Source organism: Fervidobacterium sp. (assembly GCF_059913585.1).
Window position 1 is genome coordinate 1 of sequence record NZ_DBOLZL010000007.1, and the last position, 17,542, is coordinate 17,542.

A 17,542-nucleotide genomic window follows, 5' to 3' on the forward strand; every position below is an offset into this window, starting at 1 on the left:
AACACACTAACACTTAAGAACTACAATAGCAAACTTGGTCTGTCAGCCGATTTCTTTACAGTCCAGCACACGTTGACCATAGTAGTAACATCGGGCCTTAGGACTGAGGAGCTAAAAATACCATTGACTGTAACCAATCAGTTGCCCGTTTTGAAGATTACCCACACAGGTGAGAAAATTAACATCTCTGCAAGTGATATTGATGGGGATACACTCACTACAACGATAAAGGTGTACAAGGATGGAAAGGAATACACACCTGCACAGCCACTGCAAGTAGGAGAGAACGATATCTCGAGTTACCCTGCAGGTAATTACAAGATAGTGGTTCAGACGACCGATGGCTTCAGTGATCCTGTCCAGCAAGAATATTCCTTCGTCATTGAACCATTCATCGAGAGCATCACCTACGACGGAAAGAATTACACATCGTTCACTAGTCCAATAAACGTCGTCAGGTCTAAAGCAATTAGTGTGAACCTGAGGGACACGAGCAAAACTTATACATTCACTTACAAGCTAGACAACATCGAACTTGAGAGCGCAACAACGACGAGGACAATTGTTTTGAAAGATTACAACTCAAAATTGAAACTTTCATCCAGTTTCTTCAATGAGCAACACACGTTGACTATTGTCATTAAATGTGTTGACACAAGTAGGAGCGATGAAATAACAGTACCTTTGGTAATTGATAATCAAGTTCCAATCATTAACATATACAAGGTTACAAAAACTAACAAAACAATAATTTACTTGGACATTTCTGAGCCAGACGATGATGAGATACCGCAAGAAAATATAGGCATCAGACTTTTTAAGGATGGTTTGGAATATAGTCCTTCTGAGCCTATAAAGGTTGGTGAAAATGATGTCACTAATTATCCTGGAGGTAGGTACTTGTTAAGTGTGTCTGCAACTGACAAGTATGGTGCATCTTCTTATAACGAGTACATTTTTGAAATTATCGTTAATAATCCACCAACAGTGAGGATTATTCAACCGTTCAACGGAGAAATAACACCCCTAAGTTTTGTACTTAGGTACTTAGGTAGCGATCCCGATAATGGTGATGCCTTAACTTATGATATTACTGTTGAAGATGTTTCTACGCATTTGCCAGTTCTTCGTATTAGGAAAACGAGTTCCACAGAAATTGTTATTCCAAACTTGATAGGAGGAAAAACGTATAGGGCGACTGTAACAGTTTATGATATGTTAGGAGCCTATGGAGTAGATACTGTTACCTTCAATACGTCGAGTACAACAAACTACTTATACGTGAGCGCTACAGACTTCAGCTCAAGATCACTAATCAGTATTTTGAAGACTTGGGATCTTGACAATATCAGTACCATAGGTTCTTTCACTTATGATAGTCCAATAACCGACTTCGATGTCGTTGAAGATTACATTTATGCGGTGAGTAACAACAAATTGCTCGTCATAGATGCAAAAGACAAATCAATGCCCGTACTTAAGAGTTCTTTGACATTTGATTCTAATTTGTCAGTAGTCAAGGTTTACAAAAACTATGCAATAGTTGGTGTGGGATACGATAGAATCGAGATTGTTGACATAACAGATCCTTCTACACCCCGTGTTTACAAATACGGTAACTTCGGTTCAAAAGTGTTCTCTTACTCGATATCAGTTTTAAGTAAGCAAGTTAAGGCATTGCGCTCCAGTGAATCAAGGAGGGCTACAGATTCAATAGGTGTAACACAAGGGTACATAAGCGACATAAAGCTCTATGCTGACAAAGCATATATCGCGGCGGATATAGCGGGAATATTGGAACTTAATTTGTCTAAGATACCTGATGTTACGATCAATGATATTAAAACGGTCGTTTTGGGAGACTACAGCACAATTGATATAGGTGTCATAAGTTCCGGTGATTCTGTTTTAATATTTGCCTCAAATAATAGGGTTGGATACGTGAAACTTCCAGTAATATCTTATCCAGTTTCACTAACAGAAATAACTTGGAGTCCCTATACCTTTGACACAAATGTCAGAAGAGTGAAGGTTTACGATGGAAATATCTACATACTAACAATGGACAAGTTATATGAATGGGACGGTTCATCTTCCTCAGTTCCAACTTTGATAAAGGAATTCGTTGGAAGTAGTCTCAGAGATTTATACTTTACAAATGATTCTTCGGGTGCAAAGAGTTTGCTAATCTTCGATGAAATCAACGGAATGTGGAGATTTAGAGAAGCCGGAGCAAACTATGAATTGTACGAACCAAACAAGATATATAGTTCTAATGAGCATATTCAGGTCGGAAATTATATCTTCTTACTAGGTGAGGGTTATCACGACGGTGAGAGAAGGAAGGGTCTATTCGTTATTGATTCGAGAGATCCAAATAATCGTATAGTCAGAGATAAGAAGATAAGTGATAGTTTTATAAAGTTGAAGGCAAACCCGATAAGTTCCTCAAAAATCGCAGTCTTAACGAATGATAAAAAAATACATTTCTACAACTTTGACATAGCCACTCTTAAGCTTACCGATGACAGAGTTCTTGATTTGAGCACTTTTGATAATGTATATGACTTTGCTCTAGATAGTCAAAATAACGTTTATGCGCTTGTCAAGGTCGGGACGCAAAACAAAGTAGTTTATTATGATTATAACACTCTGGACTTATTACGCAGCGCAGACTTACCTTCGACAATCAACCAGCAACTACCAAACGTAGAACCCAAGAATGAGTCTGTTGAGCCAAGGAACATAGAGGTTGTAATCAACAACCTGGGTGTTAATAATGAAACATTGGCAATTCTTGTTGCTCTTGGTAAAGCAGGAAGTATGAAGTTCTCGGCAGACTTGTCTGAGTCAGAAACAATATTTACAAGGCATTATATAATCACGGAAAAAGAAGGCACATTCACGCTACAAGTTTATAATCCAGGTGATGATCAAAAAATAATTGCAGACAAGTACTTCGACAGAATCTATGTAGCAGATGGTGAATACAATGGTGTTTGGATACTTGACAAGCATGGCAACAACTTACTCGATACTGCAGGTGACAACTTATCTTCAACACCGCTATTCGATGGTGCACCAGCTAGAAGCATTTCATGGTACGGAAATAAACTCTATGTTGCAGGAGGTTCATATGGATTCAAAATAATAGATGTAAACCTAAAATCAAAGATTGCCGAACTTAGTTTCTCGGGTCTCACATATACGTTCCACTTAACAAGTACAGACGACAAATACTTGTTCGTTTCAACTGATAGCGGATTGATAGTCTACGACATATCAAACATATCAGACATAAAACCTCTCTTCACCTTAAGTATGCCTATGTTCAAAGCTATTGGAAGATAAGGTCATCAAAAAGTTGCAGATTCAATGAGAATCCAAAGGGGGTGGAACTAACCATCCCCTTTTGCTTTTAGAAAAGAACGCCAAGATACTACAAAAATGTTTGATATATGGTAATATATAGAAAAATAAACGTGAAAAAGATAAAAGGACAGAGGAGGGAGAGAAAAATTGGGACCCCTTACCAGACAAAAGTTTTTAGAACTTCTATCCCAGAGGGTGATGTTCTTAGACGGTGCGTATGGCACGGAACTTTTCAAACGAGGATATATTAAAACCAGAGAACCCATTGAGTTACTCAACATCACTAATGCTGAGGCGGTCTTGTCACTGCAATCTGACTACGTCCACGCAGGAGTTGATTTCCTACTTACAAACACTTTCAGTGCAAATAGGCATAAGTTGATGAAATTGGGATATGATGAGTATTTCAGGGAGATTAACCAGTCTGCTGTAAAGATTGCGAAAGAGGCAACTAAAGTTGCCAGCAAGCAGGTTTTTGTTTTAGGTGATATCTCTTCCGTCGGAGAAATGATAGAACCTCTTGGAGAACTGAAATCAAAATACGTGTACAACATTTTCAAAGAGCAGGTTGAAGTCCTAGTTGGTGCAGGCGTGGATGGTATTATTATCGAAACAATGAGTGATATAAAAGAGGCAAAACTTGCGTATTTGGCAGCAAGAGATGTTGCTCCGGAAATCCCCATCTTAGTGAGTATGACCTTTGAAGAAAACGGCGTCGCCGTAACAGGTACAAGTTTAGAAGTTTACGTTGCTTTGTTCAACGATTTGGATGTTGATGCAATAGGTATCAATTGCACGCTGACTCCTGAAAAGATGGTTCCGCTTGTGAAGAAATTGGTAGCACTTTCCAAAAAACCGGTTTTTGTTGAACCAAACGCGGGAAAACCTGTTCTGTCCGCAGATGGAAAATTGACTTACAAAACTACCCCTGAAGAATTCACTATATACATCGAAGATTACATTGAACTGGGTGCGAATATCGTTGGTGGATGTTGTGGTACAGGACCGGAACACATCAAGTACATGGTCCAGCATATTGGTCTGAGAAAACCAAAAACTAGGAAAGTTGAAGAGCTGAATGTGGTTACAAGCAGGGTTCATATGTTTAACGTTGCACCATTCTTGGTCGTAGGAGAACGTATCAACGCATCCGCAAGAAAAAAACTGCATAATGAAATCCGAGAATTCAACTTTGAGAACGTTTTAAAACTTGCTAAATCCCAGGAACAAGAAGGAGCACAAGTAATCGATGTTAACTTTGGAATAGAATCTGTTCTATCTGAAGAACATTTTTCTAAAGCAATTGTTGAGCTCGATAAAATTGTAAGCATTCCAATCTCTTTTGATATTCAGTACAACGAATTTTTAGAAAGTGCATTGATGGAATATCCTGGAAGACCGTTAATTAATTCTTCCAAGGCAACAAAGGAAGAACTCGACAAGAAGATAAGGTTACTCAAAAGGTATGGCGGTCTACTGATTGTTCTTGCAATGGGCAAGGAGATACCAAATACAGCGGAAGAAAGGTATAAATTGAGTAAAATGGCTGTAGAATACCTTGAAAGACAAGGAATAGACCGTTCAAGGATTTTCGTTGACCCATTGGTTTTACCCATTGGTGCAAACCAAGATTACAACGTGACACTTGAAACTATCAAAAAGCTCTCATCCGATGGAATAAAAACAATGATAGGACTTTCCAATTTCAGTTTTGGAATGCCAAACCGAGATGAATTGAATGCTTCATTCCTAGCTTTAGCAATGCATTCAGGATTATCAGGAGCAATCCTGAATACATCAGAAGACGCGACTATGAAAATTCTAAGAGGGATGATAAGAATTTTAGGAAAGGAAAGTGCTCGAATAAGTGAAGAAGTAAAAAGTAGCGAATTAGTACATTTGCTTCTTCGTGGTAACTTAAGTGATGCGGAAAGATACGTACTGTCCTTCTTAGATACATTAACACCAATTGAGATAATTCAAACAATTCTTGCTAAGGCAATGGAAGAAATAGGCAATCTTTACGCTGAAAATAAGATTTATCTTCCCCACCTGATTCTTGCGGCAGAAACTTCGAAGCCCATATTTAACAAGCTACTCTCCATGGTGGCAGAAAAGGATTCTTCAAGGTTGGGCAGGATTCTTCTCGCAACAGTTGAAGGTGACATTCACGATATCGGAAAGAAAATAGTGGCAACAGTTTTAGAAAGTGCAGGATTTGAAGTAATTGATATAGGCAAGGATGTACCGGCAACTGTTATTCTGGAAAAAGTTAAGGAATTAAAACCAGACATAGTAGGGCTGTCAGCAATGATGACAACAACTGTTATCCAGGTTGGACACGTGGTCAAAACACTTAGAGATAACGGAATAGAAATTCCTGTGATAGCTGGTGGTGCTTCAATGAATGAAGAGCTTGCTAAAAGATTTGGAAGCTACTATGCAAAAGATGCCCAGGAAGCTGTCAAATTGTGCAAACGAATTTTGAGTAATAACTAATGAAAGAAGGAGGCTCCAAAGCCTCCTTCTTCTTAACCCTTTTTCGAATAATAGTCGGCAACTATTTCGAACATCTTATCTATCTCTTGAAGCTTTAACTCTTTCACTTCCGTTGGCAAGCTAGAAGCTAGTATTGCTTTTCTTAGGGCGTAATATCTGTAGGATGCGTCCCAGTAATTATCATAAGGAGTTAGTCCGAAAGTTTTAAAAGCTCTTAACAGTTCTTCATTATCAATCCCACTCATTACGTTTCTTCTTTTTTGAAATTCACGCCTACTACCAACACTTGTTTCTGACTCCGGTTCTGTGAAAAATCTAAGAAGAACGTACAATGTGTAAAAAATTAGTATTATAGCTCCTATCCTAAGGACCAGAAAAACCCAACTAATCGGTGGTATCGGGAAATAGTAATAGAGTTCAAAATCCATAATACCACCCCGTCTTTATAACTTCAACTTATTTTTGAATAGTATTCGGTTAGTACCTCGTACGCGTTTGCCAATTCTTCAAGCATTATTTGCCTATGTTCCTCGCTAATTTTCATGTTATTTACTTTCTTGACGAGCTCATAGTATCTCTCGCTCACCTTTGTATAAGACGCGCCGGGGCGCAACCCAAGAATTCTAAATGCTTCTTGAACATCTAACTTATCCACTTTTGTGTTGCTTTCAAGCGAATGTGCTGAACTTTTTTGGTATTCTCTACTATGTTCGTCTTCTGATTGAGTCCAAATTTCCTTTTGTTCAGCAGTCTTCTGCTGACTTTGTTGAGTTTTGACCTTTTCTTTGATAAGTGAAGATATTATGATAAACGTCACAAAAGCAAAAGCAATAAGCACAATAACTACGAAATCTCGTATTATTGTTGGGAAGAATCTGAAAATGCCGAAAGGTATCAACACCCCAAATATAGATGCTAGTACAGGGATTAAAAACAGAAAAGCAACAATTGACATTACACAGCCTAAACAACCCTTACTTTCCTTTCCATTACTGGCATTTGTCATGCTATTCTCACTTCACAGTCCCTTTTTGGATAATTGAATCACCTTCTATGTAGGATACGAACACGGCGGATGATTTAATTTTCTTACCCAACATGGTGTTGATAAGTGGTTCAAAGTTAAGGAATATTCCCATGAAATACTTTGAATTGTACATTGATGTGAAAAAGGTCCTGTCACCTGGTTTGTATTTGGTCGGATTTACCGTGTAGGTTATCATTCTGTCGTTCTTTATAAGTATGTAACTTTCTATCCCATTTTCAGAAGTCAACACTCCGTACTTTTCAGAACCTATCGTTACGTACTTTTTCACCTCAGCAGGCATTTTGAAACCTGTTCCGAAAACCACAGAGTACGCAGATAGACTTACCTGAGGTGTTGTTTGACTAGATTTGGAATTTTGTGCTTGCGAATCTGCACTCAACAATGCATTAACTGCTGCACCAATATCTGCAGAAAGATACATCACCCCTGTTGCATTCATGTTTGTTATATTAAAGTTAGATGCTAAGGCATCTAAAAAAGTTTTTCTCAGAGCGTCAGGGATGGGCCTGTTGACAAACACCAGTAAATCTCCACCAACATTTTTGTCGGCAAAGATATCAATAGGTTTTGTATTTTCCAGTGTTTTGAGCACATTCTTCGCATCTGCCGTTTTGGCATCCAACTTTTGGTAGAAAGTAAGCGCGTTATTTTCTACTCTTATGTATCCGTATCCTTCGAATGTGATTTTACCGTCTGTCACGTAGGAATACGTTACTCCAAGGTTCCCCTTGAGATTTGAAAGTAAATTTGCTGGAACTTTACCACCACCAACTTGCATATCGGAATATATAAAGTAATTCTCAGTAAATTTAACTTTCTTCAACGTCTCCGCCTCTAGAAAGCTCTCCAATACCTTTCTGACTTTCGTAGGACTCTTTACAGGGCCCAGCACAACAGTTGTATTTCCATCTTTATCAATGGTAATGAGCATTTCCTTGCTAAACAAGTCGAAATCATCTAATGTGTATTTCATCGATAAAAGTTGCTGTTCTAACACACCTCTCACAAGTGACTCCAAACCTATTCCTGTATCAGCTAACAAGGTTTGACCTATGGGCAATGCTTTAAACGCATCGTAAGCCTTAGGAACGTCAGGAACGTACAGAATTGCTGAGTAATCTTTCGGCAAAAATTTTAAGGCGTTAGAAAATGCAAAGACGGAAACAAGAAATAGCAGTCCAAATATGAATAACTTCTTTGACATACTCATACGAAACACCTCCAGTGAATAATTTCTTGATAACTATCTGTTGTAGACTTCGGAAAAAACACTCTCAAAATCTGTTGCTGACAACTTTCTGTTTGGTATGTAATTCGCGAACTCTTCTTTTCCTCCGCCCTTTCCTCCAAACCTTTCAATTAACGCTTTTACAAAGTTCCGCACATCATACTTTTTTGAACCGATGATGTACTTGCTACCATCGTAGAAAACCAAGAACTGGTTGTCAACGATTTTCGACAAGAAGTTTCCAACTTCTGTGTAACCTTCCAAGTAGACAAAATCACTGTTTTCAACAGTTCGTTTCAATAATTCCGCATAGTCTTGTGAAACTTTTGAAAGCAACGAACTTTTTTCCCGAAGTTCATCGAGTATCTTTTCAACACGCTGGTTCAGTTCATCGATTGAAGAAGTTAATAGTCTTGAAAGGTTCTTCAGCACGTTGTTGTACTTTCTGAAATATCTTATAGCCCTCTCCCCTGCGACAAAATAAACCCTTGTGAGGTTACCTTTCACTTTTTCCAGATCTATAATCTTTACAACACCTATCTCGCCGGTATTATCAACATGAAACCCACCGCACGCCGAGATGTCTAGGTTCGTTATTTTTATCAACCTTACCTCTCCTTTTATCTTGTCGCTCAAAGGTTTTCTCAATTCAAAAGCCTTAGCTCCTTCGACATCTGTTAATATTTCCTCTACCTGCGTGCAAGATTGAACAATCCTGTTCGCCAAATCTTCTGTTTCCTCAATGACTTCTGGTTCCAAAAACGGTATGTCCAAGTCTATAGTTGAATACTCTTCGCCCATGTGAAAGCTAACAGTCTCAATTTCAGCAACTTCTATGAAAGCTGCTGACAATATATGCTGCGCAGTATGTTGTTGTGCAATATCTTTCCTACGAACTTGGTTGATTTGCACATCGTATATGCCTGGTTCTATCATCCCCGCAAGTTCATGGATAACAAAACCGTCTCTTTCGCTTACAGACAATACATCGACATTGCCGACTCTTCCTCTATCTCCAAGTTGTCCACCTTTTCCATCGGGATAAAATGGTGATGAAAGAGCGTACGCGTAATATTTACCACTCTTTTCTTCGATTTTGAGAATTTCTAATTTATCGCTTTTGTAAACACTTTGAATCTTCAAGGTTTCCAACCCCTTATGTGTTCTTTATAGCTCTTGGTCTTAATCACATTAGCTTAGCTTTTTAATAAAATCAAGAGTTCTTTGCAATCTTCTAATTGTTTCCCCTTTTCCTAGTACAACTATACTTTCAAACAGCCCAGGAGTAACAAGCTTTCCAAGTAATGCTCCTCTAATTGTTTGAAAAACTTTATTAGTTCCGATATTGAGTGAGGCAGCAATTTCCCTCAACGTTGTTTCAACATTCTGAATATTGTAATCTTCTAAGCTTGAAAATCTCTCCAGCGCCAACTCGATGATACTAACAGCTTCTGGTTTCTTTGCGAACTTTTCAATGTAATCTTCCGAATACTCGTATTCCTCATCAACAAATGGCAGAGCAAATTCGTAGAGCTGTCTTAGGGTATTAACCTTCTCTCTGCATATTTCTAAAACCTCTCTTGGAATGCGTTTTTCGGCTCCAACGAACTTTCTCCATTCCTCAAAATGGGTATAGAGTTCATCCACTGTAAGTAGTCTCATATGCTTTCCGTTGACCCACTCAAGCTTTTGATAATCAAATACAACATTTTTGTTGGAAATTCTATCTGGGGTGAACGAATCTATCTTTAGAGTATAATCGAATATCTCTTCGTCTACGCTCCATCCAAGGATTGCAAGATAGTTAACCAAAGCTTTAGCAAGGTATCCTTCCCTTCTGAAATGTTCAACTGCAGTTGCTCCATGCCTTTTACTCAAAGGTGTCTTGTCTGCGCCAAGTATCAAAGGAATATGCATAAATTTTGGTGGTTCCCACCCAAATGCTCTGTAGATGAGTATCTGTTTTGGTGTGTTTGATATATGGTCTTCTCCACGAAGAACATGCGTTATCCCCATCAGATGGTCATCTATAACAACGGCGAAGTTATAAACAGGATATCCGTTGGACTTCAATATTATAAAATCATCCATGTGTTCTGTTGAAAATTCAATCTCACCTTTTAGCATATCATTGAATTTCACAATCTCATTCTCCGGCACTTTAAAAACAACGGTATATGGGTTCCCATCTTTTGGTTCTTGAGTTGTTGTGTAAAGGACTTTTTTTGCATCTTCTTTATCGTAAACCGCAAAGTAGGCATGCCCATTTTTAACCAACTCGTATGCGTACTCTTTGTACAGTTTCAGTCTCTCACTTTGCCTGTAAGGACCAAACTCGCCTCCAATGTCTGGTCCTTCATCCCAGAACAAACCAAGCCATTTTAAATCGTTCATTATCATTTGTTCTGACTCACGTGTTGACCTTTCCGTATCGGTATCTTCTATTCTTAGGATGAATTTACCCTTGTTTTTTCTTGCAAACAACCAATTAAACAGTGCAGTTCGAGCTCCACCCACATGTAGGTAACCGGTCGGACTAGGTGCAAATCTCACTCTTACCATTTCCGTTTCCTCCTGTGTGTAGTGTTTTTATTATCATCTTCTTATAAAAACTGCAGGAACAAAAACTTCATCTTCAGTTAAGCTACCGTGCATGCCAGAAAGTCTTTCTTCGCCACCACTGTATAAATATGTAAAGGCATTATTCGCCCTTGTTATCATTATAGCATCACCTATTCTGTTATACAACTCCGGATGCATTCTCCCATTTCCAAAAAGTCCCATATCCACAGCTTCTCTACTTGTTAGAAGCACGCAACTTAAAGGGTAGTTTTCTTCAAAGTAGTTCTTTAAAAACTCGTAGTTGCTCTTTTTTACTAAATAGAAATACATCATTCTCATTTCTCCACCTGGAGGTGACACTAAGAGTCTGTTGAATACATCCGTCGGTTTTAAGAAATAGTTTGTCGAACTTGGTATCTGAACCATACCATGGTCAGATGTAACCACAAGAAGTGTATCACTAGGTAGGTGGTCTTCGGCAAATTTCTTAATTTCTAAAAGTATCCTTGCCATTTCCATTTCGTAAGCTTCACTATCCGGACCTTTTTTGTGGCCCAAACCGTCCAGATGACCCCAGTAAATGTAGAGAATCCCTTGCCAGTCTTCAGCAAGCTTCTTTTTTAAAGTAGCCAACAAATCTCCCATATAGTAATACCCCATTACGTGCGCATTTTTATGTATCAAATAAGAGAGACCCGAGTTAGAGATATTGGCATGCGTTAAGACCCCTCCGTAAAGTCCCCTGTCTTTCAAAAGGTCGAAAACGTTATCTAATCTGTGCAACCGCTTCTTGATAAGACCAGAAAATATACCACCTTCTACCCCCGGATACGTGAACTCAATCATGTTTGTAATTGAACCTATCTCACGTAGATACAAAATATAACCAAGAAGCCCGTGTTCTTTTGGCGTCTTCCCAGTAAACCAACTCGTTACAGCAGCAACAGTAGTTGTTGGGAAGACACTTGAAACTTTCAGAATATCTCTGAACCCAACAATTGCGTTGATTTTTACGAACTTGTTATATCCCATACCATCTATTAAGAATATCACTATTTTTCTCACATCGTGGAAAAACCCCTCGAAGTTACCTTCGAGGGGGTATCCGGGATGGTTTGATTGAATTTCGAAGTGCTTGAGAAACGTTGAAACAAGATTGACAATTGATTTGTCGTATTGTGGAGTAATCAAGCCGTCACCGATGTTCATTATCCTTTAACTGCTCCTTTCACAAGCCCACCGACAATATATTTTTGCATCAACAAGAAGAGAATCACCATTGGCACCATACCTATCATCGCAGCTGCTGTAAACAATCCCCATTGCGTTTCAAACGGACCTGTCGAGAAGGTGTACAAACCTATAGCGTATGTGTACTGTTTTACGTCTTGTAATATAATCCTTGCAAGGACGAATTCGTTAAATGTACCCATGAACGTAAGGATAACGATAACCGCAAGAATTGGAGAAGCAAGAGGAAGAACTATTTTCACAAATGTCTGCCATCTCGTTGCACCATCGATTAGAGCTGCTTCTTCTAATGAGTCTGGGATGGTGTCGTAATAACCTTTTATAAGGTACATGTTGTACGCGATACCACCCAAATAAGCAAATATCAAACCAGATAGTTTGTTCAACCCAAACCCTGGAATATACTTTCCTGCAAACGATAAGAATGTGTAAATAGCAATCATGTACATAATTGCTGGGAACATTTGAATGAGCAATAACGCCATGATTCCATACTTTCTTCCTTTGAATCTCATTCTACTGAATGGATATGCTGCAAGAGCAGTTACCGCAGTTATTATAATTGCAACACTGAGAGAGACAATAACACTGTTCATAATCCACCTTAACATGTAATGGTCTGGTTTTCTTTGCCAAATTTGGTCAATTCTGAACGCCGCTCCATCGAGTTTTTTCAAAGTTGCTGAAAGTTCTTTAATATTAAGCTTGTCTGACAATTCTGATGATTTTCTCGACATAACATTCATATTAGGTACTACGTTGTTCCTATATACAGATAGTACAGTGTCAGTTAAACGTTCCATAGCAATAGGTCTGACCTTTACACCTGTCTTAGAAACGGGCATAAACTTGGGACCCTGAATTTCTATATCCGCAAGGTAAGCTTTTAAGTCGTCTATGAAAGGTTCATAGTTTTGTGAAAAGAGCTCGTAGTTCGTAAACATATCTTTTGCAGTACCTGGCCAATCAAGCTTAGAAGCTATTTTCCTAATCTTACTCTGCTTTTTTTGGTCATTAATCATGCTTGCCACATCTGTTGTGATTCCAAATATCCTCCTGGATTGGATGTTAAGCATTTGCAGTTGAGCTGGGAGTTTTATGTTAGCGACTAAAGTTTTTATTCTTTCAAGCTGAGTAACTGCAAGTTTTGCTTTTAGGTACAACAATGAATCATGTAAAATCTCGTAAGCTTTTGTAAGCTCAGCACTGGTTTTGTTCATTTCTTCTTCTATCTTAGCGTACCTACTCTTGTATTTCGTTATTTCCGCTTGCAGTTGTAACATTTTCTCGGTTACTCTATTTAATCGATTAATTAAGCTTACAGTTTCGGTTATTGTACTTGCTATTCTCGTTGTAAAAACATCTATTGTATTCAAGAAATCGGCAAACGGTGCCTTATCCTTGTTTGTTGCCTGTACCCATCTGCTCATAACTTGGTTATATCCGTTTTGGAATTCTGACAACGCATCATCGATATCTTTCAAATCATCAAACTTTTGAACATTTAACTGGATATCTTTTATCTGTTCGAATGTTGTTTGGAAACGTTCTAATATTATATTTTCTTCTGGCAATGATTCTGACAAAACATTAGAAACCTCTGCTGCATCAAGCAAATCAATAGCAGATTTGAGAACTAAGGAGTATTCCTTTAGTTGTGGAACTAAGAAAGAACGAATTGTTTTAGCAAGACTTAGATATTGACTTTGATATGTTTGATATGTTTTTTCTAGAGGTTCAACAGCGCTCTTCAACTTCATCTTTTCGCTATTTAATTCTTCTAATTGCATTTTTCTTTTACCAATCATATCTTCCCAATCCTGCTGACCTGCGTATGGGTCAATTTCTAGTATTACACTTAAATCCTCACCTTGTGAGTACAATTCATAAGCGGCGACTTCCAAGTATTTTTCTGGTCTTTCAAATTGGAGTTCCCTAATTATGTTATCTATATCAGCTATGTAAGATTTTATAAGCGATTGTGAATTCTTTTCAAAATAATCATTAAGATACGCAATTGCGTTGTCTATTTCTTTTTTCAATTTTTCGGTTTCTTGGATGTACGTCTTGAATCTTTCCACATCGCGTTGGAAAAGTTCTTTCGCTTTTTCAACCGTAATCTTATCATGAGGGGGTGCCATAAGAATAAGTGCGTCCATATCAGAAACCAACCTTGGTCCATTTTTCTCAGGTGCTATAAGGTCTATGTAGTTTTGGAAAGTCATTCTACTGCTAAACAGTTTTGTCGAAAACGCTGCATTATCACGTCTTAAAGACGTAGAAACAACCCAGACTATTGGGAATAAGACAACTATAGAGACTATTATAAGAAGGATATGAGTGAGCCATTTTCTTTCTTTTCGAACCATTATCTATTCACCTCCTCAAAGGACCCTGACAGGCGGAAGTTGATAAAGCTCAGTGTTCCGACTATGAAGAATATGATAATAGATATCGCTGAAGCAAAACCGAAATCTTGACCACGTCCTCCTTCAAAAGCAAGCTTGTACGTGTAAGAAATCAAAATATCTGTAGAACCAGCGGGGGTTGTTGTATTTGGCATTGCGGGTCCACCACCAGTAAGGAGGTAAATGTTGACAAAGTTGTTGAAATTGAACGCAAAACTACCAACCAGCAAAGGTGCGATGGTAGTCATTAGCAATGGGAATGTAATCTTCCAGAATCTTTGCCATTTGTTAGCACCATCAATAGCAGCAGCTTCGTAGTAATCTTCAGGAATACTTTGCAAAGCACCCAGCGAAACAACCATCATGTAGGGAAAACCAAGCCATGTGTTGACCGTCAATACAGCAACCTTAGCCCAGAATGGGTCATTAAACCACCTGATAGGTTCCTTACCAAAAAGTTGAGTGATTATAAACTTGTTTAAGATACCGTAAGTTTCATTGAAAAACCCGTTTTTCCAAACGAGAACAGATATGAAAGCAGGTATTGCCCAAGGTATAATTAAAAGTGACCTGTAGATTGCACGCCCTCTTAAATTCGGATTATTAAGAACAAGTGCAAGTATCAGACCTATAACAAAAGTGAACAAGACGCTCAAAGCCGCCCATGTAAAGTTCCAAACGAATATTTTTGCAAATGGGCCGGAAACAGTCGGATCGGTGAATATTCTTGTAAAATTCTTCAAACCATAGTAAGAGATGTATCCACCAACAGCAACCTTTTCTCCTTTTTCATTTATATCGTAAATCGTACCATTCTCCTCAATTAGAGGCCTGTTCGTGATGGTATTTATAAGAACGGTTTTAACTATGCTTTTCCCCTTCTCTATTGTTTCGGCAAGGCCTAGTTTATACAAATGCCTGATATTGTACATTAAAAGCTTGCCTTCTTCATTTTGCCTGATTGCAAATCTATTGCCATTGCTGTCAACAAATTCTATTTTACTCATAATTGGGAAAAGTATTGAATACTTGAAGTAGTCTTCGTTTATGGATGTTGAACTATCTTCAGGGTTGTAAAAGTACCTGAAAATCTTTCCATTATCTCTTATAAGCTCTATTTTACCGTCTTGCCTTTCTAAGCTCAATCCACTTTCGCTAAGCTTTATCAATTCGGCTTCACCTAATATCAATTGCCCTGCTTCACTTTTCAGAACGCGATATTCGCGAGCAACATAGTAACTTGAACCATCAGATACAATAGTTCTAAAATCATTCGTTGGCTGAGTACCTTCGAACCTCACATACACACTGTAAGTTAGTGGCGAACTATCTGGAACAATGTAAGTATAAATCGGGTCAACGAGTAATCTTTCAACAACCTCTTGACGTGTCATAATGTGACCGGTTCCATAATTTGTAAATGCAGTTCTTATTGTGAACGCAATTGGATAGAGAACGAGAATAAAAAGTAAAACCAAAGCGGGTATCATGTAGCGATATGGATAGGCGTTCCTATTAAGAATAAAAAAGTCTATCACGAATATCAAAACAAAGAGTGTTACAGATAATTCGTAGAAACCCCTTCCAAAGAGGAAGATGGCACCAAGTATGCTGAATATAGTGAATACAACTAGCATTGTGTAACCAAGAGCTTTCCAAAACTTCATCAGTTCATCCTCCTTGTAGTCATTTTAAGGAACTTCCTTCATCGGAATTATTTATATGAGCTACTACTACGGCCGTTTTCTCAATTCCTACATAATTAACTTAAGAAAAAGCACGGGGGCATTCCCCCGTGCCCCATATTTTTTGCTATAACTACTTAATCTGTGCCTTTATCTGGGCTACGGCGTCGGCAAGAGCCTTTTCTGCTGGAACACCCTGGTCAAGCGCTTTTGCAAGAGCATCTCCCATTGCTCCCCAGACAGCTGCCATTTCTGGTACGTTTGGCATTGGAAGACCATATTTTCCAAGGAAGTCGGCGAATTTCTTTGTAAGTGGGTCTCTTGCCATAACGAGTTCGTTAACATCCGTTCTCGATGGACACCTTGGGTCTGCCTGCCAAATTTGGAACATGATATCTTTGGTTGCTATGAACTTTGTCAAGAAGTCAAGTGCGAAGAGTTTGTTTTTACTCTTTGCATTAACCATGAAACCTTGTGCACCAAAGAACGGCTTTGGTTTCTTTCCGCCAGGAAGGTCTGGAATTGGAGCAACATCAAAATTGATACCGGCCTGTTTGTAGCCAGGAACCGCCCATGGTCCGTTGATTATCATTGCTGCCAAACCGTCTTTGAACAGACCATCCATTGTATTGTAGTTGTCGCCAGGTGTAAGTATCTTTTCATCAACAAGTTTCTTAATAAGTTTGAGACCTTCGATTGCTCCAGCATTTGCAAGTCCAACATCTTTCACATTGATTTTTCCTGTCTTATCGGTTCCAAACACGTAACCGCCCATACCAAAGAATGCAAATGAGCTGAAGTAGAAGTTCTTGTAGTCGTAAATAAATCCTCTAACTTCTCCACCATAGTCTTTTTCTATTTTCTTCGCGAGTGCGATGAGTTCATCAAATGTTTTTGGTGGGTTCTGGACGTAGTCTTTGTTGTACATTAGTGCTGGACCATCGAATGCATATGGAACACCGTAAATCTTGCCGTTGTAGGTAAATCCTTGAAGTGGTGCAGGGAAGTATTTGTCTTTTTCTGGGAGGTTGATTGGTTCAAGTAAACCGTTAACAACAAGTTCTCCAACCCAGTCATGTGCTCCGACAATGATATCCGGACCTTCACCTGCTGGTGCTGCTGTCAAGAATTTCGATTTGATATCCCCGAAATTGACTTGAATAACATCAACCTGAACACCATACTTTGCTTTGTACTGGTCTGCAAGCTTTTTAAGAATAGGAACCTGGGCTTCTGATGTCCAAATAGTGATCTTCTTGGCTTGAGCAAATGCCAAGAAAACGAAAAGAACTGCCAAAACAACTGTTAGCCACTTTCTCATACGCTCTACCTCCCCTTTCAGGATAATGTGGAAACCATTTATATTATACTACAACTTGCCTTAAAGTGAACCTTATTTTGGAAAAGTTTCCATAAAGTATGTGAAAATTCCAGGATTCGTATTTTAAGCTACATTAATATCACTGCGCACAAAAAAACATACTTCAGC

11 protein-coding genes are annotated in these 17,542 nt (G+C 38.6%); 2 read left to right on the top strand and 9 right to left on the bottom strand.

Going from position 1 to position 17,542, the window contains the following annotated elements; genetic code table 11:
• Nucleotides 1–3,351: hypothetical protein (locus tag AC3M61_RS01405; RefSeq protein ID WP_500779158.1), on the top strand; the 3,351-nt coding region annotated here is incomplete at its 5' end.
• Between the two features lie 168 nt (nucleotides 3,352–3,519).
• Nucleotides 3,520–5,871, top strand: coding sequence for a homocysteine S-methyltransferase family protein (locus AC3M61_RS01410; RefSeq protein WP_500779159.1), 2,352 nt, complete (start codon nucleotides 3,520–3,522; stop codon nucleotides 5,869–5,871).
• A 32-nt stretch (nucleotides 5,872–5,903) separates the two neighbouring features.
• Here AC3M61_RS01410 and AC3M61_RS01415 read toward each other — a convergent pair whose 3' ends face one another.
• The 9 genes from AC3M61_RS01415 to AC3M61_RS01455 all read right to left on the bottom strand — a co-directional run bounded on the left by AC3M61_RS01415 (nucleotide 5,904) and on the right by AC3M61_RS01455 (nucleotide 17,374).
• The gene (locus AC3M61_RS01415; RefSeq protein WP_500779160.1) at nucleotides 5,904–6,299 is read right to left on the bottom strand and encodes a hypothetical protein; all 396 of its coding nucleotides are present in this window, start codon (nucleotides 6,297–6,299) and stop codon (nucleotides 5,904–5,906) included.
• 23 nt (nucleotides 6,300–6,322) lie between these two features.
• On the bottom strand, nucleotides 6,323–6,877 hold the full coding sequence (locus AC3M61_RS01420) for a J domain-containing protein (protein WP_500779161.1): 555 nt from the start codon (nucleotides 6,875–6,877) through the stop codon (nucleotides 6,323–6,325).
• Nucleotides 6,878–6,884: 7 nt separating this feature from the next.
• A complete protein-coding gene (locus tag AC3M61_RS01425; protein ID WP_500779162.1) occupies nucleotides 6,885–8,129 on the bottom strand; it encodes a hypothetical protein in 1,245 nt (414 codons plus the stop codon).
• 33 nt (nucleotides 8,130–8,162) lie between these two features.
• Nucleotides 8,163–9,290: an alanyl-tRNA editing protein gene (locus tag AC3M61_RS01430; protein WP_500779163.1), complete on the bottom strand. Its 1,128-nt coding sequence runs from the start codon at nucleotides 9,288–9,290 to the stop codon at nucleotides 8,163–8,165.
• A 48-nt stretch (nucleotides 9,291–9,338) separates the two neighbouring features.
• A complete protein-coding gene (gene gltX, locus AC3M61_RS01435) occupies nucleotides 9,339–10,709 on the bottom strand; it encodes a glutamate--tRNA ligase (protein WP_500779164.1) in 1,371 nt (456 codons plus the stop codon).
• 33 nt (nucleotides 10,710–10,742) lie between these two features.
• Nucleotides 10,743–11,918, bottom strand: coding sequence for an alkaline phosphatase family protein (locus tag AC3M61_RS01440; protein ID WP_500779165.1), 1,176 nt, complete (start codon nucleotides 11,916–11,918; stop codon nucleotides 10,743–10,745).
• On the bottom strand, nucleotides 11,918–14,329 hold the full coding sequence (locus tag AC3M61_RS01445) for a sugar ABC transporter permease (protein WP_500779166.1): 2,412 nt from the start codon (nucleotides 14,327–14,329) through the stop codon (nucleotides 11,918–11,920). The genes AC3M61_RS01440 and AC3M61_RS01445 overlap by 1 nt, the downstream gene beginning before the upstream one ends.
• The gene (locus AC3M61_RS01450; protein WP_500779167.1) at nucleotides 14,329–16,035 is read right to left on the bottom strand and encodes an ABC transporter permease subunit; all 1,707 of its coding nucleotides are present in this window, start codon (nucleotides 16,033–16,035) and stop codon (nucleotides 14,329–14,331) included. Before AC3M61_RS01450 ends, AC3M61_RS01445 begins: the two co-directional genes overlap by 1 nt.
• Before the next feature lie 151 nt (nucleotides 16,036–16,186).
• Nucleotides 16,187–17,374: a sugar ABC transporter substrate-binding protein gene (locus AC3M61_RS01455; protein ID WP_500779168.1), complete on the bottom strand. Its 1,188-nt coding sequence runs from the start codon at nucleotides 17,372–17,374 to the stop codon at nucleotides 16,187–16,189.
• Nucleotides 17,375–17,542 lie beyond the last annotated feature (168 nt).